The organism is Nonomuraea fuscirosea, from assembly GCF_035917475.1.
Taxonomy (GTDB): Bacteria; Actinomycetota; Actinomycetes; order Streptosporangiales; family Streptosporangiaceae; genus Nonomuraea; species Nonomuraea fuscirosea.
Window position 1 is genome coordinate 5423569 of the sequence record NZ_CP109074.1, and the last position, 14671, is coordinate 5438239.

The following is a 14671-nucleotide window of genomic DNA, read 5'->3' on the forward strand; positions in this document are numbered from 1 at the left end:
GGTAGTGCCCGCCCTACCATGGGGCGTCCCCGCCGCCTCGGGACCGGGACCGCTCTTCGCCCTCAGCGTCGGCGCCGGGCGGCCCCGTCTGGGTGGGGAACGGCGGGCGGCGGGGACACCGGCTCGGCACGTACGCACGGGCCCCTCGCCTGGCCCCGCGCGTCCGCACGGACCCTCGCCCGGCTCGGCGCGTCCGCACGGTCCCTCGCCCGGCCCGGCGCGGCTCGTCCGGCCACCCGTCCGGTCCCGTGCGGCTCACGCCGCCGTCCTGTGCGGCTCACGCTGCCGGTCCCGTACGGCTCACCCGGCCGGTTCCAGGTGGGCCGTGGCCGCGGATTCGCCGTGGACGTGCAGGTCGGGGCGGAAGGCCGCGAGGTAGGCGGCCCGGTCGCGGAAGGTGGCGGCCAGGGCGTCGCCGTAGTCGATGAGCTCCCTGTGGGCCTGCCGGCGCGGCTCGTAGCGGGCGCCGAGCAGCCGGTCGAGCAGGTCGTGGTCGCCCCCGGCCGCACAGATGACGTCGGCCAGGATCTCGGCGTCGTGCAGGGTGTAGCTCATGCCCATGCCCGTCATCGGATGGCAGGCGAACGCGGCCGAGCCGAGCAGGGCGGCGTTGCCCTTGTGGTAGGCCTCCACCCGCAGCGAGGAGACCTTGATCCGCTGCCAGGTGGCGGGCAGCAGGAAGTTGAAGGCGTCGGAGCTCTCGGTGACGAACTTCTTCAGCTCGTCCAGCAGGACCGGGATGCCGTCCTGGAAGATCTCCTTGTCCGCCTCGGGCGGCAGGCCGACGAACACCCTGGCCTGGTCCCTGCTGATCGGGTACAGGTAGGTCATCCAGCCTTCCGAGCTGAAGTAGAGCCGGTTGAGCTGGGCGACGCTGGCGCTCAGCGGCACGGTGGCCACCCGCATGAGCAGCCGCTCGTACGGCATGGTGAGCTGTTCGATGCCGAGCGCCCGGCGGATCGCGGACTTGGTGCCGTCGGCGCCGATGACGACGTCGGCGCGCAGCCGCCGGCCGTCGGAGAGCGTCAGCTCCTCCACGCGGTTCCCGTCCGTGGCGATGTCGTCGATGCTGACGTCGAAGCGGAACTCGACGCCCTCCATCGCGCAGGAGGTGTAGATGAGCTCGACCAGCTCACGGTACGGGCGGATGAGGAAGCCGCCGTCGGGGAAGTGGCAGTCCTGGATGGGATCGCCGTCGTGGTAGTAGCGGACGAGGTCGCGCCGCAGGCCGTTGCGCCCGACGAGGTTCGCCAGCCCGTGCCGGGCCAGCACCCGCAGTCCAGGTGGCTTGAGGAAGTCGGCCCCCGCGCTGGGGACCGAGGGTCCCTGTTCGATGACGACGACGTCGCGGCCGCGGCGGCTCAGGAGTAAGGCCAGGAAACAGCCGCCGAGACCGGCGCCGACGATGGCTACGTCGCAGGATGTGGTTGCCATGACGGGGAGCCCTTTCGAATGGTTGAACTAGTGCGTGTGCCCGCGGGTGCCGGCGAGCGGGCCTGGTTCGGCCGCTCTGGGGCGCGGGACAGGGTCCGGGTAGTGATCCGGGTTGGGGCCCGGATAGGGGGGTGCGGAGGGAGTGCGGGTCTCGACCGGCAGCAGCGCGTCGGCCTCCGCCGCGACGGTGGCGAGGGTCATGCGCAGTTCGAGCAGCATCCGGCGCGGCACCTTGATCATCACGTCACCCGGGTCCGGCCGGAGCCGGGTGATCTTGGTCAGGGCCAGCGCCCCGATCAGCACCGAGATGGCCACGCACAGGGCGAGCGCGCCGGCCAGGCCCGCGTACGGCCCGGTCATGAACGGGTGGTCGATCACGACCGACACGACGGCGACGCCGACGGCCCCGCCGACCATCCGGGCCATGGTGGCCGCGCCGACGGCGGAGGCGTACTGGTGCGGGTGGGCGGCCAGGGTGGTCGCGACGGAGGTGCCGGGGGCGAGCGCGCCGACCCCCATTCCGACCACGACGCTGGCGATCAGGCCCCACACGGTGGGTCCGGCCTGGACCAGCACGAGCACGCACGCGCCGCCGCAGAGCAGGGATCCGGCGTAGATGAGCCCGTACGCGCCGATGCGCTTCACCATGCGTCCGGCCAGGAAACTGGTGACGACGACGGCGACCGATGTGGGGGTCAGCCACATGGCCACTTCGAGCATCGGGTAGCCGAGGTGGAGCAGGTAGAGGGGCTGCACGGTGAGCAGCCCGTACGACAGCGCGCCGAATCCCCAGGTGGCCAGCCAGCCCCAGACGAACTTGGGCCGCCGCCACAGGGCCAGGTCGATGGCCGGCAGGCGGTGGTGCCTGGCCTGCGCGAGCGCGCCGCCCAGCAGGGCCAGCGCGGCCAGCGCCAGCCACATCACGTCCATGCCCCAGGCCATGGCCTTGGAGATGGCCAGCACGATCACGGCGATGCCCGCGGCCAGCAGCCACGCGCCGAGCACGTCGGGTACGCCCTTGGCGGAGTTGCGCCGGCCGGACGGCAGCCCCGCGCAGGCGATGAGGAGGGCGACGCCGATGACGACGTCGGGGATGAACAGGGACCGCCAGCCGACGGTGGCGGCCAGCCAGCCGCCGCCCGCCTGCATGAGCAGGCAGCCGAGCCCGGAGGCGGAGCTCCACAGCGCGATCGCGCCGCGCCGCTGCGATTCCGGCAGTTCCCCGAGCAGCAGCCCGAGGCTGGCCGGGATCATCGCCGCGGCTCCCGCGCCCTGCACGGCCCGTGCGGCCAGCACGTAGGACCAGGGTTCGACGGTGACGGTGGCGATCCCGCCGAGCACGAACACGACAAGACCGACCGCCAGCACCCGGCGGCGGCCGAACAGGTCGGCCCAGCGGCCCGCGGTCGCCAGCAGTGCCGCGATCGGGATGAACGCCGCGCTGGTCAGCCAGACCAGGTCGCCGAGCGGCATCGCGGAGCCGGAGGGCGTGTATCGCAGGACGCCCACCGCCAGGGTGGTGGCCGTGGTGTCGGCCATCACCGTCAACATGACACCCGCACCGACCAGGCGCAGCATCACTCCGTGACGCCGGTTCGCGCCTGGCGTGCCCGTCCCCCTGCTGGCCGTTGGTGACGAACGCACGTGGTTCCTCCTAGAGAAGCGTCGATCGTTCTCCGCCGCGGGCGCACTCCGGCGGGTGCCGGCGGCGGAGCCGGACGTGAGGTGGGTGGTGCCGGTCTCAGGCGCCGTACCGGCCGGGCGACAGCAGGCCGTCCGGGTCGAGCGCCGTCTTGAGCCGGTGGAGCATGCCGAGTCCGGCGGTGCTGGTCTCCGACCAGACGTCGGCGGCGGCGTGGTCGATGTCGGAGCGGTAGATGGCGCAGCCGTTCCCGCGCAGCAGGCAGTTGCCGTCGTTGCGGAGCTGGTGCGCGCGGTAGGCGGCGTCGGGCGTGCCGCGGTCGAAGAAGATCTGCATGACGCCGTTGGCCATGTGCTTGCTGACCATGTTCCACTCGACCATGAGGGCGGTGGTGTGGGCGTCCACGGCCGTCTGGAGCGCCGCCAGGATGTGCTCGGTCCTTCTTTCGTGCATCGGCATGACCGGCAGCAGGGCCAGGAAGCCCATCGCGCCTTCGTCGATCTGGTCGCAGGAGGTGACGCCGAGCGCGGCGTGCACGCCCCGGCAGGTGGGGATGCCCTGCGCCATGAGCGCCCTGGGGTAGAGCGGGTCGTCGGGGCCGACCCCGGCCGCGTCCATCACGCGCAGGGCCTCGGCGCCCTCGACCTCGATGAGCGCCTTGCGCAGCAACTCCTCCGCCAGTTCGACGGTGGCGTCGCTGCCCATGAGCGGGCCGAGGACGGTGAACAGGCCGGGGTCCACGCCGGGCGGCAGCGTCCAGTCGCCGTGGCCGGGGACGAGGGACAGCTCGCGTACGCGCAGCAGCCCGTCGGCCGGGTTGCCGGCGCGCAGGAAGCCGGTGACGGCGCCGACCGCCGCGCTGACCTGGTCGCGCGGCATCCGGCCGTGCACGAGCCCGATGGTCTGCGGGCGCGGCACGAGCGAGACGGCCATCGCGGTGACGATGCCCAGGTTGTGCTGGACGAACGAGGACGTCAGGTCGGGCCCGGCGACCCGGCCGTGGTAGCGGCCGGCGGGGTCGAGCCCACCGGTGGTGACCACGCTGCCGTCGGCCAGCACGGCCTCCAGGCCGGCCACGTCGTGCACGCGGGAGCGGATGCACCCGTCGCCGCGGTCGAGGGCGTTGCCGATCACGGAGGTGTCGGCGCACGAGGCGGTGACGTTCAACATCCACGGGGTGTCCCGCAGGACGGCGGCGAGCTGGCGCTGGGTGACGCCCGGCTCGATGACCGCGTATCCCGCCTCCAGGTCGAGGCTGCGGACCCGGTTCATGCCGCCGAGGTCGACGACGAGGTTGTCGTCGGTGACCGGCATGCCGGAGCCCATGCCCCAGTTCCTGCCGGTGCTGATGGGATAGAGACGGAGCTTGGCCGCGGTGGCCCGCCGGACGAGCGCGCGTACCTCGTCGAGGCTGCGCGGTGATTCGACGCCCGCCACGGAGCGCGGCTGGTGGCCCCCGACGTCACGCGACCTCAGCTCCGGTCGCGACAGATCCTGCATGACTCTCCTTGAATGGTGCGGTCCATGTCTCCGGCTCCCCGGCGAGGGAGCCGCTGGGGGCACACGTCAGGCGGTGTGCGTGAGCAGGTCGTCGATGGAGCCGATGGCCTGGTTGGACATCTCTCGGATGTCACGCAGCCGCTGCTCGACGAAGACGTCGGCCTCGGCCTCGGCGTAGGAGTCTGCGGACGGGACGGTCTCGGGGAAGGCGGGGAAGTCGAGGCTGCCGCGCGGCGCGGTCTGCGCGGGCACGTCGTGCAGGCCGTACGGGTGTCGCCGGACGTGGTCGGTGTGCTCGCGCCGGGAGCGGGCGGGCAGGTGCGGGGGGGTTCGCATGACGGGAGCTCTCCTACCGGATTCTGATGGGGTTTTCCGGGCGACCACTCGCCGTTGAGCGGTTCGGGGTCAGCGTGCGCCCTCCTCGATGCCGGGGTGTCCGGCTCGTGGAGTGACGGCCGCGGGGGTGGCCCGCGGCACGCCGTGGTTGATGACGCTCGCGGCGATGCGGCGCTCCGCCAGCCCCATGTGGGGACGGCCGGCACCGGGGATGCTCGGCCTGGGAGTGGCCGAGCCGCGGATCATGGAGCTGGCGTGCACCCATCGGCGCGTCTCCACCAGCACCTCTCGCTGCGCCCGGACCAGGTCCGCGTGCAGCGCGTAGTGCTCGCAGACGGCCCGCGCCAGCACCCGTGCCATGACGAGGTGCTCTTCGCAGGCACCCGCGACCTTCGCCTCCAGGCCGGCGACCTGGGCGAGGAGCAGTTGCAGGTGCGGCAGGCCCGAGCTGCGCTCGAAGCCCTTGAGCTCGGCCAGCCGCTCGGGCCAGCGCAGCCGCCGCTCGATGGCGGCGCACACGTCCGCGACGAGCCGCGCGGCGGGCTCGTCGTCGGGGTCATGCCCGTCCAGCCGCACGGCCCGCTGGGCCGTGGGTTCGAAGTCGGCGAGCCGGCGCAGCCCGCTCTGCAGCAGGCGTACCCGGTTCTGCAGGCACGCGGCGCTCCAGCCGAGTACCAGCAGGCGGTCCGCGTCCGCCTCGCAGTGCCAGCCGACCAGCGCCACTTCGCGAGCCATCTGGTGGTGCAGCACCCATGACTCCTGTCCGGCCGGCGGTAGCGGGGTGTCGATCCACACCTGGAGGCCGCCGGGGGGCAGCTCCGCCACGCCGATGTCCATGCCGTCGGGCGCGACCCTGGCGCAGATCCGCTGCACGACCCGCTGCTGTGCCGCCGTCTCCGGCGACATCGGCACCGGGCCCGGCAGCACGCGCTCCTGGGCCACTCTCGCCCTTGGCTCGATGCTCATCTGGGGCCACCTCCTGACCCGCGCGGTCTCTCGACCTACGTAAATTGACACTTAATAGTGCCGCTCTGATCGTCGTAAGACGACCGTTTTCTGTCAACTGCCACTTTACGTAGCCCGGTTGGCGCCCAGGTTTAGCCGGGCCCCGACACGGGGAACCGGTGGATCCACGCAGGTGAATGCCGTGTTGTCGCAGGTGGATGATCTAAAGTCCGTACGGTGCGGTGAACCGTGGACGACGATCGAGGAGCGAGCCCGTGCCGATGCGCAACGTCATGGTCGCGGCCGTGACCGTGGTCGCCGGGCTGCCCCCGCATCCCGGCCCGGTGCAGGCCGGAGCCGGTTACTGCGTGCTACCCGATCACTCCCTGCGGTCCGCGGCGGCGGGCCCTTACCTGATCGATACTGCTTCCTTCCTAGACTGGATTCATCCCAATCCGCCGCCCGCCGAGCCGGAGCCGACCTCTTCCGAACGGCTCGACTTCGCCGGATTCCCGAACGTCTCGGCCCTCGACGTCACCGATTCCGACGGCGCTCCCGCGCTCAAGGTGATCTCCACCTTCACCACCAACGTGGACCGGGTCGTCACCCTCACCAGCTCGTCGGCGGTCTCGGAGGACGGCGGGATCACCTTCGGCCCGTCGGGCGCCACGCCGCTGCGCGAGTCCCCGGTCGAGCTGCACGACGGCCGCTTCTTCGCCACGGAGTACTATCCGGACCGGATCGGCCCGCACACGGCACGGCTGGGCGTGCTCACCTCGTCCGTGCTGGACGACGGGGAGAGCTGGCTGCGCTCGGAGGCGCTGCTGTCCACACCCGGCGAGCTGCTGCCCGGCGGGGCGGCGCACGGGGCGCCGATCCAGCTCGCCGACGGGACGATCCTGATCACGGTGTACGCGCGCTACGCCGACACCGGGACGTACCAGGCCGAGGTGTACGCCAGCGGCGACGGCGGCGCCACCTTCGAGCGGCGCGGCGTGATCGCCGGGCCCGAGCCCGGGTTCGTCTACAACGAGGCGGCGATCGCGCAGGCGATGGACGGCAGCCTGGTGGCCGTGCTGCGCCGCGACGGCGGGAAATACTCGACGCTGCACCAGACCCGCTCCACCGACGCGGGCCGCACCTGGGCACCGGTGCGCGAGCTGCGCTTCGCCGGCCTGGACTGCGCGGTGCGCGGCGTGGCCCCGCGGCTGCTGCTGACCCCCGGCGGCGTCCTCGTGCTGAGCGCGGGGCGGCCGGACAACTGGCTGGCCGTCTCCCCCGACGGGCTCGGGGAGGAGTGGCGGGAGCCGGTGATCACCTACCACAACCGCGACGGCATCTGGGACGCCCACGGCTCGTCCGGTTACACCGGCCTGGCCGCCGTGGGGCCGCACCGGCTGATCCAGGTCTTCGACAACTGCAAGCTGCCGGGCGTGCGGCCCGACGGGCTGCTCGACGAGACGGCCTGCCCCCTGCACGATCGTTTCGAACACGGCGGCTGGTACGCGGTCAAACGGCAGCTGTTCACCGTGGCCACTCCTGGCGCCGCCGGCGGCACCAGGCTCGACCTGGGCGAACTGTACGGGCGGGGCGCTCTGCGGGTCTCGACCACGATGCGCTGGTCGAGCCCGTACCGGCCGCGGACCGGGCCAGGCGGGGCGCTCGACGGCAGCACCGGCTACTGGTCGAGCGCCGTCGCCAAGGGGCGCGGGCGTTACGTGCTGCACCTGGACCGGCCGTACCGGCTGAGCCGCATCGGCCTCAGCCTGCGTCCCGGGCATCCGGCCGCGGCCCGGGTGTACGTGTCGGGGAACGGGCGCGACTGGGGCGAACCCGTCGTCACCATCGAGGACAGGACCGACTACGCCCTGCGTTACGACGACCTCGGCGGCCGCAGGGCCCGGCACGTCAAGATCGTCGTCGAGCCGTCGGAGGGTTGCGATCCGGAGATCGGTCGCTCGTGCGGGGTGCTGAACGAGGTCGAGCTCTACTCGTCGAACGACCCTGGATGATTTCCGGTCATCGCCGCCGGTGATTCCGGTCATCGGCGCGGCGTACGTACACGGTCCCACGAGAGGCCGGCGGCCTTCGCGATCCGCTCGCCGTCATCGCGGCCGCTCAGACGACCTTTCGACGCGGACGCACGTTCCGTACACGTCTTCGCGCTTTGCGCCTTCGCAGGGCATACCTTCACCCGAACAAGCCTTCACCCGGACACTGCTGTCGCGCGGACACTGCTGTCGCGCGGACGCGGGGAGGGCGCGCAGCCACTCCCCGCAGCGCTTCTCCGCGCGGCCCCCACCAGCGCGGCCGGTTGGTTCACCGGTCGGGCGGCAGGTTTCTGTCGAGGCCGTCGCGGCTGTCACGGCCGAAGCCGGTGCTCTCGTCCCTGGTCTCCTCGTCGATCTCCAGCCGCTCCTTGCGGACCTGACCCTCGACGGTCTCCTCGCGCTGCACGTCCTGCTTGCGCACGTGCACGCGCTCGACCGGCCTGATCTCCTTGCCGACGACCGGACGCTCCTCGTGCAGGATCATCTCCCGGTCTTCCTCGCCGATCTCGAACGTCCCCACCATCTCGCCGTCGCGGATGGGCTCGCGTTCGATGACGACCTCCTCGTGCGAGAGCGGGATCGTCTCGCGGACGACTTCGGTGTCCACGAACTTGTGCAGGTGGACGCGGCCGGACTCCCGGCTCTCCTTGCCGATGTGGATCTGCTCCTCCGAGCAGATCATGTCGATGTCCTGGTCGTCGCGCAGGCCACCGCGCATCTCGTCGCCGAGGCCGCCGGGCGTCTCCCTGCCGGTCGTGCCGGGCATCGCGCCACCGGCCAGTCCGCCGCCCATCTCGCCGGGCATCTCGCCGGACGTTCCGCGGGGCATGTCGCCGGTCGTCTCCCCGAGCGTCCCGCCGGGCATGTCGCCGGTCGTCTCGCCGGCCAGTCCCGCTCTCCGTTCCGCGCTCTCCCCCGTGATCGGCTCCCTGGTGCGGGTCTCGCCGGGGCGCTGACGCGGTATGTCGGACGGGTGCATGCCGTAGTAGCGGTAGAGGTCGGCCTCCTCGTTCAGCGACAGGCGGCCGTCCACGTCGATGTTCGGCGCGCCTTTGATCATCTCCTTGTCGAAGGGGACCCGGATCTCCTCACCCGAGCGGCGGGCGTTGGCCAGAGGCACGAACGTCTGCTTCATCCCGAAGAACCCCGTGCGTACGGTCACCCACTCCGGCTCGCCCGTCCGATCGTTGAGGTAGACCTGTCCTACCTTGCCGATCGACTGTCCGTCCGAACCCACCACGTGGCAGTCGAGCAGGTTGCGGATCTCTGTTTGCATAGCCACGTCGATCCCCCCGATGTTTCTCTCGTGGTTCAAAAGGGACAAATACCCCAAATCACCACATATCCACATAAGGGAAGGTCAGTTTTAACCCTATTCCAGCAACCCACCCCGACACGGCCACCCAGCTCAGCCCCCAAGCTCGACGCCACCCGGACTCCAGCCACCCGGCTCAGCCCACCCGACTCGGCGTCACCCGACTCCAGCCACCCAGCTCGGACCACCGGACTCGGCATCACCAGCTCGACATCCCCCGGTTCACGGTCGTCCGGTTGACGGCCATCCGGCTCACCGTCGTCCGGCTAACAACCACCCAGCTCGCCTTCAATCGCTCTGAGCCTTGCGCAGCGCGGACAGGTGTTGCCGCAACGACGGGGCGGCCGTCTTGGCCAACGCCACCACCGCCGGCGACGAGCCCTTGGAGATCTCCTTCTGAGTGGCCGCCAGCGCCTGCTTGTGCGCCTTGACCATGCCCGACAGGAAGTCCTGATCGAAGTCCTCCCCCGTGGCATCCTCCAGGCGGTTCAGCTCCTTGTGCTGACTGGCGTCCGGCGAGCTGGGCAGCCGCACGCCGAGCCGCACCGCCGTCTGGGTGACCTTGGCGTCGAGCTGGTTGTGATCCTTGACCAGCATCGCGCCGACGGCCTTGACCTGCTTGGCGGCGCCCTTATTCTTGGCCAGCGCTCCAGCCTGAACCTCGGTCAGGTTCCCCTGGTGGATAGCACCCAGCCAGGCCTTGTCCTGCTCGGACGGGGGCGTACCGGTGGGGGTGGCCACCGCGGCGTAGTTCTGTGCCGTCTCACCAGCACAACCGGACAGAGCAGCCAGGACCGCAACGGACAGGGACAGGGTAAGGCGAGTACGCATGAGACTTCCTTTGACACGGTGAAATTACTCTGATACGGAGAGTAACCATCCCGGTCAGAAGCAGCCCAGCATTACAGCCGAGGTGGCGCGTCCACGCCGATCCCCACCGCCCAGACACCCAGACATCCAGACACCAGCTCGGCCGCAGGCACCTGATCATGCACCCGAACCAGGCCCCACGCTCAGGCTCGCCCAGAGGCGTCCCGCAGCCTCAGGCGTCCAGACCCAGCCTGGGCCTCAGTGGCCTGGCCTCAGGCACGGACATCAAGCCTCAAGCGGGGCCGCGGTAGTCCGGAGGCGGGTCTTCGGCCTCGTAGGTGTCAACCGTCCGATCCGTGAGGAAGGCCCGGAGCAGGCCGAGGTAGGCGGCGCCGCGCCCGGAGAAGCCATCGTCGCCGGCGGCGTAGGCAAAGCGCGCGTCCGGAAGGGCGCTCCGGTAGTCGACGGCCTCCGCCCAACTCTGTGCATCACAGGGCCCCTTGACGATGAGCACAGGCGCCTCCACCGCACCCAGCCCACGCCGAACGGACGCCGGCACCGCCCTACCGGCTAGCGCGACATACCCGCCATACCCGGCAGAAGCCGCATCGGCCTCGGGGGCAGGAACAACGGCATCCCCTCCAGAACGGGGCGAAGCAGCGCCGGCCTCGGCAACGACCGCGGCAACATCCTCTCCCGAACGCGGCAAAGCGCCACTCTCAGCCGCCATCCAGCCGAGCCCCGCAACACCGTCACCCTCCCGCCCGGAACCCGCCACCCCCGGACCGAAATCCACCGCTCCAAAGCCGTCCGCCCGGAGGCCCGCCAGAGCAACGCCCGGCATCCCTGTCTCTCCAAGCCTGACCGCCCCTGGACCAACCATCCCTGGACCAGCCACCCCTGAGCCGCCCGTCCCTGGACCGGCCGTCCCTGGACCGGCCGTCCCTGGACCGGCCGTCCCTGGACCGGCCGTCTTTCCATCGGAGGGTGGGCAGGGAAGTGGGGTTCGGTGGCGGAGGAGGTTGAGGTGGGTGGCGAGTTCGGGGTCACCGGCGAAGGCGTGGGCGGCGACCGGGTCGACTCGCAGCAAGGTGGACACGGCTAGCGTGCGCGGGCCGGGGATCGGTCCTGGGCCCAGCAGGATGGCGGAGGATCGGGGGTGGTCGCCCGCGCGTCCAGGAGGCAGACCGGTGAGGCCCGCTGGGGAGTACAGGACCGCTCTGGCCACCCGGGCCGGGTGCTGTGCCAGATAGGCCGCCGCCAGTTGGGCGCCGTAGTCGCGGGCGACGAGGTTGAGCCGTTCGGCGCCGATGGCCAGACGGACGGCCTCCAGGTCGGCGACGTCGCGGGTCAGCCCGTACCCGCGCGGATCGGCCAGCCGTCCCGAGCGGCCGGCGCCGAGTTGGTCGTAGACGTAGACCCGGAACCCGTCGGCCGCCAGCTTGCCGAGGAACGCCGAGTCGCCGGCCAGGTCGCCCACCCCGGGGCCGCCATGCAGGAACACCACCGGTTCCGGCCGGGTGACCCGCCGGGGCGAGACCCGTACGTACGCCAGCCGCGACCCCGTCTCCAGCCGCCACTCGCGCTGCCCGGCCACCTTCGCGGGCGCGGCGGGGACGGCGGGCGGGCGCAGCGTGGCCGCGGAGACCTGCCAGACCACGGCCGCTTCGACGCCGAGCAGCACCACCGCACGCGTCCAGCGCCCCCAGCCGGCCGCCGGCCTGGGCACGCACAGCAGCAGCCCCAGGAAGAACACCGAGGCGAACACCGCCAGCCCGGTCACCGCGAACACCTGGGGCCGCGACCCCACCATGGCCGTCCCGGCGAGCGCGGCCAGCCCCAGGACCGGCGAGAGCGCCAGCACCACTGCGCCCGCCACCGCCCGCCCGGCCAGCCTGCCGAAAGAAGCCACGAAGGGGACGTTAGCCCACGTTCCCCACCAAGGTCGGAGAAACCCACACCTCACCCACCCCAAACCCGGCACAGACAGCCCCTCCAGGGTCAGGACAAGGAGGGCTCGGGCGTCGAGGGGCTGGACGTCGGGGGTCCGTGGGTCCAGGGTCCGTGGGTCCGGACAAGTAAGGGCCAGGGCCAGGGCCAGGGCCGGGGCCAGGGCCGGGGCCAGGGCCGGGGCCAGGGCCGGGGCCAGGGCCGGGGCCAGGGCCGGGGCCAGGGCGGAGAGCGGTCCCGGAGACCAAGGCAGGTAGCGGTCGGCGGTCAAGGCAGAGACCGGCGCGAGGGGGAACAGGGAGCCCTCCAGGAGCCGGGCAGGGAACCGGCGCGAGGACGGGAGGGGTTTCCAAGGCCCAGGGCAGGGAACCGGCGCGGCCGGAGTCCCGGAAGGAGGTTCCAGGGACCAAGGCGAGGAACCGGCGCGGGTTCGGACAAAGGTCCAGGGTCCGGACAGGGAGGGGTCCGAGGGCCAGGACAGCGAACCAGGGTAGGTGCGGAAAGCGTGGGTGCGGACAGGGGTACTGGGTCCGGGTCCGGCCGTTCGGGGGGCCGGGGTCGGGGGTCGAGGGCCGGGGGTCGAAGGTCGGGGGTCGAAGGCCGGGGGTCGAAGGCCGGGGGTCGAAGGCCGGGGGTCGAAGGCCGGGGGTCGAAGGCCGGGGGTCGAAGGCCGGGGGTCGAAGGCCGGGGGTCGAAGGCCGGGGGCCGGGGGCCGGAAGTCAGGGAGGGTTCGGGGGTTAGGGGAGGGGGCGGCCTAGGCGGAGGCGGAGACGGTTGCCTCGTTGGACGGTTTCGCGTACGGTCCACACCCGCTCGTCGATCACCGTCCCCTTGGCCGTCATGTAGCCGCCCATCCGCAGCACCGGCCGCCCCGTGGAGTCGCGCAGCAACTGGGCCCGGGACTCCGAGTCGTCGCCGAACAGCACCAGGAAGTCGGCGGCGTCCGCCGGGGCGTCGAGGATCAGGCCGGGATACAGGTGGGAGTACGCCACCTCGATCACATGGTCAGTCACGCGGCGACGTCTACCCAAATATCACGCTTTCAGCGGAAGTGGATGGCGGGATAGCGCTTTCCGGCGCTATGGGATGAAATGGCAGCATCCCTATCTACAGGCTGGAGTACCACCGTGCCACTGTTCGACCTGCCGCTCGACCAGCTCCGCAGCTACCTGCCCGACCGCGACGAGCCCGCCGACTTCGACGCGTTCTGGTCCGCCACCCTGGCCGAGGCCAGGGAGTTCGACCTGGCCGCCGAGTACGTCCCCTATGACCTGCCGTTCACCGGCGTGGACGTGTACGACGTGTCGTTCGCCGGTTGGGGCGGTCACCGGATCAACGGCTGGTTCCTGCTGCCGCGCGGCGCGGAGGAGCCGGTTCCGTGCGTGATGCACTACATCGGCTACAGCGGCGGGCGCGGTTTCCCGAAGGACCATCTGATGTGGCCCGCGGCGGGGTACGCGGTGTTCGTCATGGAGACCCGCGGCCACGGCGGCGCGAACGTCGGCAGCCCCGGAGCCACCGGCGACCCCCACGGCAGCGCCGGGCCGCAGGCCCCCGGCATGATGACCCGCGGCATCCTGGATCCGGCCGACTACTACTACCGCCGCGTGTTCACCGACGCCGTCAGGGCCGTGGACGCGGCGGCGGAGCATCCGGCCGTGGACGCCTCCCGCATCGTGACGTCGGGCGGCAGCCAGGGCGGAGCCATCTCTCAGGCGGCGGCCGCGCTGCACCCGGGCGTCAAGGCGGCGCTGATCGACGTGCCGTTCCTGTCGCACTTCCGGCGGGCGGTCGAGATCACGGGACGCGACCCGTACCAGGAGCTGGTCCGTTATCTGTCCACCCGGCGCGACACCGCCGACCAGGTGTTCCGCACGCTGAGCTACTTCGACGGGGTCAACTTCGCCGCCCGCGGCACCGTGCCCGCGTTGTACTCGGTCGCGCTGATGGACGACATCTGCCCGCCGTCCACGGTGTTCGCCGCCTACAACCACTGGCAGGGGCCCAAGGAGATCACGGTGTGGCCGTGGAACAACCACGAGGGCGGTGGCGGCTACCAGTCGGAGGAGCAGGTGCGTTATCTGCACAAGCTGCTGTCCGGTGGATGAGCCGGCCGGCTCCCCCGCTCGACCTCCTGCCCGGCGGCTGAGCGGAGTCCCCGCCGGACTTCTGCCCGGCGGCTGAGCAGAGTCTCCGCCAGACTTCTGCCCGGCGGCTTAGCGGAGTCCCCGCCGTGCCACAGCCCCCGTGGGCCGCGGCACGGCGGGAGCCGCGTCAGGCGGTCTGCTCGGTCACCAGGAAGGAGACGCTCCCCTGGTCGTCGGCTCCCGCGTCGAGGGCCTTGTCGTCCAGTACGGTCGCCGCCACAGGGTCGAGGTAGACCCGCGCGCCTCCCGTCTCGACCACCGCGTCGGCCGGTTCCGGGGCGGTGGCCAGGGTCAGGGTGAGCGAACTCGCGCCCTCTCCCTGCGACGAGATGCGGATCCCGCTCTGAGAGGGCTCGGGCGCGGTCGCGGTCAGGTCACGGATCGCCTGGGCGGCGTTTTCGGTCAGGGTGAGCACTACGGCTCCTCCTCACGTTCGACGTTCTTGAAGTTGCCTGCCCTTCCCTCGACTCGGCGCCCTAACCCTTCTTGACTAAATTCTTTTCCAACTGTTCCGTGTCGCGGCGCGGAGCGATGCCGCGGT

Annotated in this window: 12 protein-coding genes; 2 read left to right on the plus strand and 10 right to left on the minus strand. The window is 71.5% G+C overall.

What is annotated here, in order from left to right; all coding sequences use genetic code 11:
* Positions 1 to 300: 300 nt before the first annotated feature.
* The 5 genes from OIE67_RS24820 to OIE67_RS24840 all read right to left on the minus strand — a co-directional run bounded on the left by OIE67_RS24820 (position 301) and on the right by OIE67_RS24840 (position 5878).
* Positions 301 to 1434, minus strand: coding sequence for an FAD-dependent oxidoreductase (locus tag OIE67_RS24820; RefSeq protein ID WP_326644257.1), 1134 nt, complete (start codon positions 1432 to 1434; stop codon positions 301 to 303).
* A 27-nt stretch (positions 1435 to 1461) separates the two neighbouring features.
* Positions 1462 to 2973, minus strand: a complete 1512-nt coding sequence (locus OIE67_RS24825) for an MFS transporter (protein WP_326644259.1) — start codon at positions 2971 to 2973, stop codon at positions 1462 to 1464.
* 202 nt (positions 2974 to 3175) lie between these two features.
* Positions 3176 to 4576 (minus strand): FAD-binding oxidoreductase, encoded by a 1401-nt coding sequence (locus tag OIE67_RS24830; RefSeq protein WP_326644261.1) that lies wholly within the window; start codon positions 4574 to 4576, stop codon positions 3176 to 3178.
* A 66-nt stretch (positions 4577 to 4642) separates the two neighbouring features.
* Positions 4643 to 4912: a hypothetical protein gene (locus OIE67_RS24835; RefSeq protein WP_326644263.1), complete on the minus strand. Its 270-nt coding sequence runs from the start codon at positions 4910 to 4912 to the stop codon at positions 4643 to 4645.
* A 69-nt stretch (positions 4913 to 4981) separates the two neighbouring features.
* Positions 4982 to 5878 (minus strand): hypothetical protein, encoded by an 897-nt coding sequence (locus OIE67_RS24840; RefSeq protein ID WP_146178116.1) that lies wholly within the window; start codon positions 5876 to 5878, stop codon positions 4982 to 4984.
* A 260-nt stretch (positions 5879 to 6138) separates the two neighbouring features.
* Between OIE67_RS24840 and OIE67_RS24845 the strand changes: the two genes are divergently transcribed.
* The gene (locus tag OIE67_RS24845) at positions 6139 to 7869 is read left to right on the plus strand and encodes an exo-alpha-sialidase (protein WP_326645455.1); all 1731 of its coding nucleotides are present in this window, start codon (positions 6139 to 6141) and stop codon (positions 7867 to 7869) included.
* 307 nt (positions 7870 to 8176) lie between these two features.
* Here OIE67_RS24845 and OIE67_RS24850 read toward each other — a convergent pair whose 3' ends face one another.
* The 4 genes from OIE67_RS24850 to OIE67_RS24865 form a co-directional block, all read right to left on the minus strand.
* A complete protein-coding gene (locus tag OIE67_RS24850) occupies positions 8177 to 9184 on the minus strand; it encodes a PRC and DUF2382 domain-containing protein (RefSeq protein WP_326645457.1) in 1008 nt (335 codons plus the stop codon).
* Between the two features lie 327 nt (positions 9185 to 9511).
* Entirely contained in the window at positions 9512 to 10054 is a 543-nt protein-coding gene (locus OIE67_RS24855; protein WP_326644266.1) for a DUF4142 domain-containing protein, read from the minus strand.
* Between the two features lie 271 nt (positions 10055 to 10325).
* On the minus strand, positions 10326 to 11945 hold the full coding sequence (locus tag OIE67_RS24860; protein WP_326644267.1) for an alpha/beta fold hydrolase: 1620 nt from the start codon (positions 11943 to 11945) through the stop codon (positions 10326 to 10328).
* A gap of 775 nt (positions 11946 to 12720) precedes the next feature.
* Positions 12721 to 12996, minus strand: coding sequence for a hypothetical protein (locus OIE67_RS24865; RefSeq protein ID WP_326644269.1), 276 nt, complete (start codon positions 12994 to 12996; stop codon positions 12721 to 12723).
* Between the two features lie 114 nt (positions 12997 to 13110).
* On the opposite strand from OIE67_RS24865, the gene OIE67_RS24870 reads away from it, so the two are divergent.
* Complete coding sequence (locus tag OIE67_RS24870) at positions 13111 to 14091, plus strand: acetylxylan esterase (RefSeq protein WP_326644271.1); 981 nt, start codon at positions 13111 to 13113, stop codon at positions 14089 to 14091.
* Between the two features lie 166 nt (positions 14092 to 14257).
* Here the strand turns inward: OIE67_RS24870 and OIE67_RS24875 are convergent, their stop codons facing one another.
* Positions 14258 to 14545, minus strand: a complete 288-nt coding sequence (locus OIE67_RS24875; protein WP_106250866.1) for a HesB/IscA family protein — start codon at positions 14543 to 14545, stop codon at positions 14258 to 14260.
* Positions 14546 to 14671 lie beyond the last annotated feature (126 nt).

Excerpts from the sequence above, each read along its gene's own strand:
- OIE67_RS24835 (WP_326644263.1), bottom strand. The coding sequence starts at position 4,912 with ATGCGAACCCCCCCGCACCTGCCCGCCCGCTCCCGGCGCGAGCACACC.
- OIE67_RS24820 (WP_326644257.1), bottom strand. The coding sequence starts at position 1,434 with ATGGCAACCACATCCTGCGACGTAGCCATCGTCGGCGCCGGTCTCGGC.
- OIE67_RS24825 (WP_326644259.1), bottom strand. The coding sequence starts at position 2,973 with ATGGCCGACACCACGGCCACCACCCTGGCGGTGGGCGTCCTGCGATAC.
- OIE67_RS24845 (WP_326645455.1), top strand. The coding sequence starts at position 6,139 with ATGCGCAACGTCATGGTCGCGGCCGTGACCGTGGTCGCCGGGCTGCCC.
- OIE67_RS24840 (WP_146178116.1), bottom strand. The coding sequence starts at position 5,878 with ATGAGCATCGAGCCAAGGGCGAGAGTGGCCCAGGAGCGCGTGCTGCCG.
- OIE67_RS24855 (WP_326644266.1), bottom strand. The coding sequence starts at position 10,054 with ATGCGTACTCGCCTTACCCTGTCCCTGTCCGTTGCGGTCCTGGCTGCT.
- OIE67_RS24830 (WP_326644261.1), bottom strand. The coding sequence starts at position 4,576 with ATGCAGGATCTGTCGCGACCGGAGCTGAGGTCGCGTGACGTCGGGGGC.
- OIE67_RS24850 (WP_326645457.1), bottom strand. The coding sequence starts at position 9,184 with ATGCAAACAGAGATCCGCAACCTGCTCGACTGCCACGTGGTGGGTTCG.